The organism is Acinetobacter sp. EKM10A (genome assembly GCF_011075215.1).
Taxonomy (GTDB): domain Bacteria; phylum Pseudomonadota; class Gammaproteobacteria; order Pseudomonadales; family Moraxellaceae; genus Acinetobacter; species Acinetobacter baumannii.
Window position 1 is genome coordinate 245,239 of sequence record NZ_JAALLK010000004.1, and the last position, 10,553, is coordinate 255,791.

At 38.2% G+C, this 10,553-nt stretch carries 11 protein-coding genes; 7 read left to right on the plus strand and 4 right to left on the minus strand.

Annotated elements, in window-relative coordinates; genetic code table 11:
• The first annotated feature begins 98 nt into the window (after window positions 1-98).
• Entirely contained in the window at window positions 99-2,288 is a 2,190-nt protein-coding gene (locus G9371_RS07645; protein WP_001111065.1) for a bifunctional SulP family inorganic anion transporter/carbonic anhydrase, read from the plus strand.
• 67 nt (window positions 2,289-2,355) lie between these two features.
• On the opposite strand, the gene G9371_RS07650 is transcribed toward G9371_RS07645, so the two are convergent.
• Together G9371_RS07650 and G9371_RS07655 are read right to left on the minus strand one after the other, a co-directional pair.
• Window positions 2,356-3,246, minus strand: a complete 891-nt coding sequence (locus tag G9371_RS07650; RefSeq protein WP_001035486.1) for an SDR family NAD(P)-dependent oxidoreductase — start codon at window positions 3,244-3,246, stop codon at window positions 2,356-2,358.
• A gap of 273 nt (window positions 3,247-3,519) precedes the next feature.
• Complete coding sequence (locus tag G9371_RS07655; RefSeq protein ID WP_165471263.1) at window positions 3,520-4,797, minus strand: O-acetylhomoserine aminocarboxypropyltransferase/cysteine synthase family protein; 1,278 nt, start codon at window positions 4,795-4,797, stop codon at window positions 3,520-3,522.
• Window positions 4,798-5,094: 297 nt separating this feature from the next.
• Between G9371_RS07655 and ettA the strand changes: the two genes are divergently transcribed.
• Window positions 5,095-6,756, plus strand: coding sequence for an energy-dependent translational throttle protein EttA (gene ettA / locus G9371_RS07660; RefSeq protein WP_000090021.1), 1,662 nt, complete (start codon window positions 5,095-5,097; stop codon window positions 6,754-6,756).
• 42 nt (window positions 6,757-6,798) lie between these two features.
• Here ettA and G9371_RS07665 read toward each other — a convergent pair whose 3' ends face one another.
• Window positions 6,799-7,179: a tetratricopeptide repeat protein gene (locus G9371_RS07665; protein ID WP_002060024.1), complete on the minus strand. Its 381-nt coding sequence runs from the start codon at window positions 7,177-7,179 to the stop codon at window positions 6,799-6,801.
• Between the two features lie 342 nt (window positions 7,180-7,521).
• The gene (locus G9371_RS07670) at window positions 7,522-8,214 is read right to left on the minus strand and encodes a hypothetical protein (protein ID WP_000277242.1); all 693 of its coding nucleotides are present in this window, start codon (window positions 8,212-8,214) and stop codon (window positions 7,522-7,524) included.
• A gap of 147 nt (window positions 8,215-8,361) precedes the next feature.
• Here G9371_RS07670 and G9371_RS07675 point away from each other — a divergent pair, with 147 nt between their 5' ends.
• The 5 genes from G9371_RS07675 to G9371_RS07695 all read left to right on the plus strand — a co-directional run bounded on the left by G9371_RS07675 (window position 8,362) and on the right by G9371_RS07695 (window position 10,527).
• Window positions 8,362-8,760, plus strand: a complete 399-nt coding sequence (locus G9371_RS07675; RefSeq protein WP_002060055.1) for a cation efflux protein, CzcI-like — start codon at window positions 8,362-8,364, stop codon at window positions 8,758-8,760.
• Between the two features lie 56 nt (window positions 8,761-8,816).
• A complete protein-coding gene (locus G9371_RS07680) occupies window positions 8,817-9,011 on the plus strand; it encodes a hypothetical protein (protein ID WP_000935947.1) in 195 nt (64 codons plus the stop codon).
• Complete coding sequence (locus G9371_RS07685; RefSeq protein ID WP_002132347.1) at window positions 9,002-9,619, plus strand: methyltransferase family protein; 618 nt, start codon at window positions 9,002-9,004, stop codon at window positions 9,617-9,619. Before G9371_RS07680 ends, G9371_RS07685 begins: the two co-directional genes overlap by 10 nt.
• A 144-nt stretch (window positions 9,620-9,763) precedes the next feature.
• Window positions 9,764-9,937 (plus strand): hypothetical protein, encoded by a 174-nt coding sequence (locus G9371_RS07690; protein WP_000023573.1) that lies wholly within the window; start codon window positions 9,764-9,766, stop codon window positions 9,935-9,937.
• A 197-nt stretch (window positions 9,938-10,134) separates the two neighbouring features.
• Entirely contained in the window at window positions 10,135-10,527 is a 393-nt protein-coding gene (locus G9371_RS07695; protein WP_071543202.1) for a cation efflux protein, CzcI-like, read from the plus strand.
• The last annotated feature ends 26 nt before the right edge of the window (window positions 10,528-10,553 follow it).

Below are 10,553 nucleotides of genomic sequence, written 5' to 3' on the forward strand. Positions count from 1 at the left end.
TGTCAGACAATATCGATAAAGCCTTGAAGTAAGTTCCTCACTTTCAGGCAGTTACATTAAAAATTGATTGTTTTTTTATATTATAAATGGTTGTTTTTATGCCGGCTTTAGAACTGAAAAATAGATTTCACGTAAACGACCTCCTTTCGGGAGTGGTCGTATTTCTCGTGGCTTTACCCTTATGTTTGGGTATTGCCTTAGCCTCAGGTGCTCCAATTATTTCTGGCATTATTGCTGGAATAGTGGGTGGAATTATTGTTGGCCTGCTGAGTGGCTCTCACATCAGCGTTTCTGGCCCAGCAGCAGGGTTGACTGCGGTCATCCTTGTACAACTCGATCAATTAGGCGGCAATTATGCCGCCTTTTTATTGTGTATTGTATTTGCAGGAATTTTACAAATTCTGTTTGGTGTATTTAAGTTGGGTTTCTTTGCCAACTTTATTCCAAACAATGTCATTTTAGGATTATTGGCAGCCATTGGTGCCATTCTGATTGTGACACAGTTACCTTATTTATTTGGGTTGACTGATTTTTCATGGAAAGAAGTTTGGACTGCTACACCGGATACGTTTATCCAAAAATTTGATGCTGGAGCAGCATTGATTGGACTGTTGAGCTTATTTTTAATTTTAGCTTGGGACAGTAGCCCACTTAAAAAGTTAGCGTTGCCTTCTGCCTTAATTGCCGTGGTACTCGCAGCAGTTTTTAACTTTGTTTTAATAAGTATTGGTTCTTCATGGGCTGTGCAAAGTAATAATTTGATTCAACTACCAAATATATTACAAGCACCAGAAGAGGTATTGGTTTTTCCTGACTTTAGCTATTTAGCTGAACCATTAATTTATACCGGAGCCATTACACTTGCGATCGTGGCATCTTTAGAAACATTACTAAATTTAGAAGCGGCCGATAAGCTTGATCCTCAAAAGCGTTCATCTCCACCTAATCGTGAGTTATGGGCGCAAGGAGCAGGTAATATTGTGTCGGGTTTAATTGGCGGAATGCCAGTGACCTCAGTGATTGTCCGTAGTTCTGTAAATGCCAATACAGGTGCACGTAGTAAATGCTCAACCATTATTCACGGTGTGTTGTTACTGCTTGCCATTCTATTTTTTGTCCCACTCATGAACATGATTCCTTTGTCTGCACTTGCAGCAATTTTGATCGTGACTGGTTTTAAACTGACTCATCCAAAGTTATTCAAACAGCTTTACCAAAAAGGTTGGAGACAGTTTTTACCATTCATTATTACCTTGGTTGCAATCTTGTTGACAGATTTATTAACCGGAATCTTGGTGGGGCTATTTACCAGTAGTGCATTTATTTTATATGGCAACTTCAATAAAGGTGTTCGTGTTTATAAAGAAAAGCATTTACATGGAATCGTGACGCGTATTGAGCTTCCTTCACAAGTGACTTTTCTGAATCGTTCCGCGCTCATTTCTGCCTTGGAACATGTTCATAAAGATCAACAGTTGATTATTGATGCCACTCAATGTGATTCGATTGATCCGGATATTTATCAAGTCATTCAAGACTATCAAAATGAGACGGCAGTTAAACGCCAAGTCGACCTTAAGCTTATTGGATTTAAGCAGCACTATGAAGAGGTAGATGATGCGGTACTGGATATCTACATTAGTACGAGAGATCTACAACGTAAATTAAGTCCACAGCAAGTCATTACTTTACTTAAAGAAGGAAATGAACGTTTCGTTAAAAATGAGCGCTTGCAACGTGATATTTATCGCCAAATTCGTGTTACTGCAGATGAAGGCCAGCACCCAATTGCTGCCGTTTTGGGCTGTATGGACTCACGTGCTCCAACTGAAATGATTTTTGACGTGGGTATTGGTGATCTATTTAGTTTAAGGATTGCAGGTAATATTGCAGGTCAAAAGGTATTAGGCTCGCTTGAGTTTGCTTGTCAGGCCAAAGGCTCAAAAGTCATTTTAGTTTTAGGTCATACTGACTGTGGTGCAGTGACTAGTGCATGTCAGTTACGCTTACAGCAAAAACAAATCTCCGATGTCAAAGAGATGCCGCATATTCAATATGTGCTTGGTCCGCTCATGCATTCGGTAGAAAGTGTATATGACATTATGCAACCCCGTGAATTAAACAAGACCTTCGTAAATCAGGTAACTGCTATGAATGTTCACTACAATATCCAATATATTATTAATAACAGTACGGTACTTAAAGACTTACTGGATCGTGGTGAAATAGCGATTGTTGGCGCGATTTACGATGTTAAAACAGGGCATGTCGAGTTTTTAGATGCGTAAATAGAACCAAATAAAAAAGCGCCTTTCATGAGGCGCTTTTTTATTTAAGCTTGCTGAATATTTTAAATTACCAATGCTCACCAGGGAAAATGCGTGCATATGCTTTTTGCACCCAGTTAAGTTTTTCAGCTTTTTTGCCTTTTGCGGCGTCTGAACTTGGAAACAGACGGAAACCAATCGACATAAACATATTGTTAATGCCAGGCGCCACTGAATAGGTCATAGAAGCCAAACGGCCTAAGTTAGTTGCAATACGTTTTGGACGTTTCACAATCGCATAAGCAATTAAATCGGCTGCTTGCTCAGGTGAGAGAGTCGGTACATATTTATAAATCTTGGTCGGCGCAATCATTGGTGTACGCACTAAAGGCATGTAAATTGAAGTAATTGCAATTTTATGTGCATGAACTTCTGCCGATAGACAACGGCTAAATGCATCAAGCGCAGCTTTAGAAGCAACATAAGCCGAGAAGCGGGTTGCATTTGCTAATACACCAATCGAACTAATATTAATAATTTGCCCATCTTTGCGTTGAATCATGTGAGGCAAAATATTGAGCACTAAACGTACAGCGCCAAAGTAGTTCAATTGCATAGTACGCTCAAAGTCGTGGAAACGGTCATAAGACTCATGAACGGCACGACGAATAGAGCGACCTGCGTTATTAATTAAAATATCAATATGGTCAACAGAAGCTAAAATCTCTTTAGAAACCTGATCAATCATTTCCATGTCATTCAGATCACATGGGAAAATTGATGCCTGACCGCCACGGCTTTCAATATCTGCTTTGACTTCTTCTAATGTTTCTTGAGTACGGGCAACCAGTAAAACATGCGCACCAGCGTCAGCAAGTTTATTGGAAATCGTTAAACCGATTCCACTTGAGGCGCCTGTCACTAAGATGACTTTACCTTGTACCTTTTCCTGGAACAGAGCTTCTAATTTTTTATTCACAGCATTTTACCTAAGTAGGGGCAGGGGCTATTTATTCCGGTATGTAATTTTTATTTTTACAACCGTTGGTTCATCCTGATGAACTCCTAAATATTGCCTTATCTTAATAGATGTTTAAAAATTGTCTAGTATGTAAATATATGAAATTTAACAATTTATTTAGAGTAAAAACTCTAAATTATTACCCTAATCCATTAATTATTCTTAATAGTTAAATCACTTGAAAATAAAAAAGCCTCTATATTCCAGAGGCTTGTTAGATGAGTTTAAAATTTATACGGATGAAAGTGCTTGTTCTAAATCGGCAATGAGGTTATCAACATGCTCGATACCAATTGAAAGACGTACCATATCTTCACTTACACCAGCAGCTTTTAGTTCTTGTTCGTTGAGTTGGCGGTGAGTTGTGGTTGCAGGGTGACAAGCCAGACTTTTCGCATCACCAATATTCACAAGACGGGTAAATAGCTGGAGGGCATCAATGAAGCGAGTACCGCCTTCACGGCCATCTTGAACCCCAAAAGATAAAATTGCAGAAGGTTTACCTTTTACATATTTTTGCGCAAGTTGGTGTTGTGGATGATCTTTTAAGCCTGCGTAATTGACCCATTTTACTTTCGGATGATTTTGCAAATATTCCGCAATTCTTTGTGCATTTTCAGTATGGCGTTCCATCCGTAAATTAAGCGTTTCTAGACCCTGTAAAATTAAGAAAACACTGAGCGGACTAATAGCTGCGCCTGTATTACGTAATGGTACAACGCGAGCCCTTGCTATATAGGCAGCTTCACCTAATGCCTCTACATAGTTCACACCATGATAGCTTGGGTCTGGCGTGTTCAATACTTTAAAACGCTCCGGATATTTACCCCAAGGAAACTTACCGCTATCGATAATCGCACCACCAATACTATTGCCATGACCACCAATATATTTAGTCAAAGAATGTATGACGATATCGGCGCCATATTGGAATGGTTTTAATAAAGCAGGGGTAGCGACTGTATTATCAACAACGACAGGTACGCCATATTCATGGGCGATTTTCGAAATTTCTTCTAGATCGATGATATTTCCAAGCGGATTGCCGATTGACTCAACAAAAACAAGTTTAGTTTTATCATCAATTAAGTTACGTAAGCTTTCAGGCTTTTGATAATCAAAAAAGCGAACTTCAATGCCTTGTTTTGGCAGGGTATGAGCAAATAAGTTGTACGTTCCACCATATAAAGTTGAGACTGAGGCAATATTATCTCCAGCTTCAGTAATGGTCTGAATTGCGTAAGTAATAGCTGCCATTCCCGATGCCAAAGCTAATGCACCAATACCGCCTTCTAACGCAGCAAGGCGCTGCTCAAGTACGGCTGTGGTTGGATTCATAATACGGGTATAGATATTGCCTTGAACTTTTAAATCGAAAAGGTCGGCACCGTGTTGTGTGTTATCAAATGCATACGAAGTTGTCTGATAGATAGGGACTGCAACAGCTTTAGTAGTTGCTTCAGGAGTGTAGCCTGCGTGAATGGCTAAGGTTTCATCTTTATAAGTCATGATTACTTCATCTTCGTGAGTTAAATATTAAGCGAGTCTAGCTTAAAATTTATATAGAAAATTGCAGAAATTCTGGTTTGTTATCCAATTTTAGGAATATAGATAGAAAAATATACGCTGAAACGTTGTATAAATCTTATACGTAAACATTTTGCAACTTATTGAAAAAGAAAATTGTTTGATAAATCCGTACGATGGAAATCATAACTTCAAGTCATTAGTGTTTTCATCGTATAATACGCGCGATTATTTTGTCGCGTCTTGCGATGTATTGGTTTTTCAATTGAGGAGTCCTGCGTGGCCCAATATATTTATACGATGAACCGAGTGTCTAAGATGGTTCCGCCAAAGCGCGAAATCTTAAAAGACATCTCTTTATCATTTTTCCCGGGTGCCAAAATTGGTGTTCTCGGTTTGAACGGTGCGGGTAAGTCTACCTTGCTTCGTATTATGGCTGGCGTAGATAAAGATTTCTCTGGTGAAGCTCGTGCACAACCTGGAATTAAAATCGGCTATTTAGAGCAAGAACCGCCACTTGATCCGACTAAAGACGTTCGTGGTAACGTTGAAGATGGTGTGCGTGAAGCTTTAGATGCTTTAGAGCGTCTTGATCAGGTATTTGCAGAATATGCAGACCCAGATGCTGATTTTGATGCGCTTGCGAAAGAGCAGGAAAAATTAGAATCAATTATCCATGCTTGGGATGCACATAACCTAAATAACCAGCTTGAAATCGCGGCAGATGCCTTGAACCTTCCAGCTTGGGATGCAGATGTAACTAAGCTTTCTGGTGGTGAACGCCGTCGTGTAGCACTTTGCCGTTTATTGCTCTCTAAACCAGATATGTTGCTTCTTGACGAACCAACGAACCATTTGGATGCAGAGTCTGTATCTTGGTTAGAGCGTTTCTTAAAAGATTTCCCTGGCACAATCGTGGCGATTACGCACGACCGTTATTTCTTAGATAATGTTGCCGAGTGGATCTTGGAGCTTGACCGTGGACACGGTATTCCTTATCAAGGTAACTATACTTCTTGGTTGGAGCAAAAAAATGCTCGTTTAGAACAAGAGCAGAAACAAGAAGAATCTTTTGCTAAAGCATTGAAAAAAGAACTTGAATGGGTTCGTCAAAATGCGAAAGGTCAGCAAAAGAAAAACAAAGCGCGTATGGAGCGTTTTGAAGAGCTTAACTCACGCGAATTCCAACAGCGTAATGAGACCTCTGAAATCTATATTCCACCTGGTCCACGTTTAGGTAACAAGGTTGTTGAAGTAGAAAATATCAGCAAGTCATTTGGTGATCGTTTACTTTACGAAAACTTGTCATTTACCGTACCACCAGCAGCAATTGTAGGTATTGTTGGTCCTAACGGTGCCGGTAAAACGACTTTATTCCGTATGATGACAGGTGAGCAAAAACCTGACACCGGTACTGTAACACTTGGTGATTCAGTTAAAGTTGCTTATGTTGGTCAGATTCGTGACACTTTAGATGATAACAAAACGGTTTGGGAAGAAGTTTCTGGCGGTTTAGACATCTTGAAAGTGGGCGATTATGAAATTGCATCACGTGCTTATATTGGTCGTTTTAACTTTAAAGGCCAAGATCAGCAAAAACGCGTAGGTGAATTGTCAGGTGGTGAGCGTAACCGTTTACAACTTGCGAAAATTTTACAGCAAGGTGCAAACGTTATCTTACTGGATGAGCCATCAAACGACTTGGACGTAGAAACTTTACGTGCACTTGAAGATGCAATTTTGGTATTCCCGGGTACAGTAATGGTTGTATCGCATGACCGTTGGTTCCTTGACCGTATTGCGACTCATATCTTGTCATTTGAAGATGAACAACCAGAGTTCTATACAGGTAACTATACCGAGTTTGAAGCTTATCGCCGTGCTAAGCTAGGTGATGACGCTCAGCCTCATCGCAAGAAATACAAAAAAATTAGCGGTTAATTACTGCTAAATTTAAAAACCAGCCTAAGGGCTGGTTTTTTGTTAGAAGGCAAGTTTACTAAAAGCTTCTTGTAAGCAACGTTCAGCATCAGGATGTCCCTGACTTGCTGCTTTGTTTAACCACTTTTCAGCTTCAGTGTAGTTTTTATCTAAACCAAATTGACCATTTAAATAGCCAATACCAAGTTTAAAGGAAGCGTCAGCATTACCTCTTAAAGCTGCACGGAGGTAGCACCACATCGCATTGCGGTCATTTGGGGTAATATCTAACCAATTCTGCATACGTTCATGATCTTGTATGGCTAACTCTTCAAAGCGTAAGCCTTGTTCAATTTCATCCTCAGCTTGTGAATGCATATCGGCTGGTAAGTTTTCAAAGGCAAACAAGTGATTAAGCCCATGCTTGAGTGTTTTCATATTCATGACAGTCTCCCCTTGTTCCTCAATTTGATTGAATTGACTCACACTTTTAAGCTAGTCCCTTATATGAAAATCTTATGTTATTTTTTGTAAATCTGATATAGCGCATTTGGATGAAAAATGATGAAGTTTTAGCTTACATAAAAGTTACACGTGTTTTTACGCTTAGCGAAACTTCTATAAAAGTATTGGTATACAAACGTGAAAATAGAATTTAAAAAGTTTAAGAACAAATCATTATTCAAAATAAAAAAATTGAGAAAATTTATAAATATCAAACAAAAGAAATTTTCTTAAACAAAACCAGCCTAAGGACTGGTTTTGTTTTTAGAATGGTAAGGGTGCTTATTTAGTAAAGTCACCTCGTAAATCTGACAAGATGAGAGAAGGGGCTACCGTCACTATATCAAATGCCATCGCTAAAGGATAAAGCGCCATACGCGTTACACGTTTAAACGGATGTTTCTTGGTTATTTCATCTTTTTGTTGTAAGGCGATTGGATATGGAGTTGGAATCGTTTGTTGAACTTTTAAAGTAGGACTGGTTTGATAAATTTGGCCTTTAAAACGAATAATAGCGTAGGGATATAAAAGCTGTGTTTGGTTCTCCATAACCATAAAATGATTTTTAAACCCTAAATTTTTTAAATTTTCTTTCTGTTGATCAGAAAGTTTTGAAGCGGGAATATTGTATTGAAACTTGAGTTCACCATGAAAAAGCGTAGGGTCATCCATTTCAAGTAGCAGAGGAGATGGAATAATTAAAGTTCTTTGATTTACAGGAATATTTTTAATGATATTTAAAAATTCCGAACTTCCTTCCGTCATTAAATAATTAAAGTCTTGTCCTATAAATACGACGCCTTGTTCTTGCTGGTTTTGAACAGCTTGTCCTAAAGCAATGATTTGATCTTTTGCTAAAATGATTTTCTCGGTTTTTGTGGTTTCGTTAGGTAAAGCTTCTGAAAGTAATGTCGTGGCACAAGCACTCAAATTTAAACAGACGACAACGAGTAGGGTAGAAAATAGTTTATACATTGAAGGAACTCAAACAGGAAATTAATTTTTCTAAAGAAAAAACTTTTTTAAAACAGCGATAAATTAACCAAAAATCATTTTGTAATTTTATTACATTGGTATCGCTTGCTATAGTGACTTTGTGCAATTTACTGTCATGGTGTACTTTTGCCACGTTCTACAGTTTTTATGTCCGTCTTGTTTAGTTTGCTTATATTCCAAAGCTTATGGAATGTGGCAGCGGCATTTTGCGTGCATAAAAATCAGGAAAAGGCATTACAACATTTCGGTCATCATGCAGATTTAAATGTATATCAATCTTCAGACCATATGCAGACTGAACATGTTGGTATTGTAGAAAATTCTGAGAATGCTCCATTAAGCTGGCAAGATCATCACGATCATTTACCTTCATGTTTTCATGTAGTGATGACTGAAAATGCACAACAAGCTCAAGAACCTTTTGTGCGTGTACATGAGCTTTCACAAATCTATTACTGGTCTAATTCTTATCAGTCCCCGTATCTTGGCTCTTTAAATCCCCCTCCTGTCTTAACCCTGCTATAGGTGGGGTAGCCGAAAAATAACCCACCAGAAATTTATTTATTTCAAAGGGTTATTTTATGCTTAATTATATGTGCAAACAAAGCGCAGCAATCTTCTATGTAGATTACTCGCTTAAACATTCACGTCTTTATGTTAATGACAAGGCGGGATATAAGGTTCTGTCAAATTTTTCCGGAACACAAAAATATCATTTTAATGAATCGGTTATCTTATCTCTGATGATTCACAGTGATGGAGGTTTATGGAAATGAATATTTTATTTACCCCCCGTGTTAGAACTGTGAGCTCCCGAGTGATTGGGCTGATTTTAGCTATTATTCTTGCTTTAAGTTTTAGTAAATGGCATTTCCAGGCGGCATTTATAGAACATATTTTATGGTTCTTTGGATGGTTTTTTGTGGGCATAGGAGTAATGGGAAGAATATGGTGCAGTCTTTACATTTCCGGATTTAAGAATGCTAAGTTGGTGATAGACGGTCCCTATTCTTTATGTAGAAATCCACTCTATCTGTTTAGTTATCTGGGTGGAGTCGGGATCATGTTGATTACAGAGACGTTTATCTTTCCAATAGTATTCACGCTTTATTTTCTCTGTTACTACCATTTTGTTATACGCCAAGAAGAAGCATTCCTGAGTGAAAAATATGGAACTGCATATTCAGATTATATAAAGACAATTCCACGCTTTTTACCAAGTTTCAAAAATTTTAAAGAGCCTGAGTTCTATCAGGTTTCACCGAAGCATTTCCGTATTTTTTTGACGCAGGTGGTGTGGTTTATCTGGGTTGCGGCCTTAGTCCAACTTTTTGATGAGTTGCGACTGCACGGTGTTCTCCCTTCATTGTTTAGTTGGTTCTAAAAATGAAATGAAAGTATATCCGCATGCTTCTTAGAGACTCAGAAGATTTGTCCTGAATTGATTAACTAAGGTATGCGAAAAATTAATTTTATTTCTGGGATAAGTCCTTAAATAAATTAGGAATATTTAGATCTGGTGATTATTATGTCTATTAAACTAAATACAAAATCGGCTTTGATGGTTTTACTTCTTTCAACAAGTTTGGCTCATGCTGATGGAGGGTTAATATTCCTCGAAAAGAATCTTAAGTCTCAGCAAGAAACAAAAGCTAAAGCTGAAGAAGGTAAGAAGCCTCATTTAACTTGTAAGCATAAATAATTTTTTTTGTAGGAAACTAATTACTTAATAATTAGTTTCCTATGAGTAAAGATAAAGATTCTTAATGATTTATTCTTATCTTTACTCAGGCGAGATTAGAATCGCTTCTATACTGCTACTTATTAGATGTAATTTTATTACATGCCCACGGCCTGCTATAGTGGCTTTGCTCAACTTCTTAGTTTAATGGTGTGCTGTTGCCACGTTCTGCACTTTTCATGTCCGTCTTATTCTGTTTGCTTATATTCCAAAGTTTATGGAATGTGGCAGCGGCATTTTGCGCCCATGAAAATCAGGAAAAGGCATTACATCATTTTGGTCATCATGCAGCGTTGAGTTATGAAGCTTCACAGCATAGCCATACGAAAAAGACAGATATCGCGGGGACTCATAAAGCTCCGTTAAACTTGTCCGATCATCATGACCATTTACCTTCATGTTTTCATGTTGTGATTGTAGAAGCACAAGAAAAAATTGTTTCACCGTTAATACAGTCATCTGAGCCAAAACAACAATATTATTGGTCTAATTCTTATAAGTCCCCTCATATCTCTAAACAAGACCCGCCTCCTGTTTTAACCCTGCTATAGGTGGGGTAGCCGAAAAATAACCCACC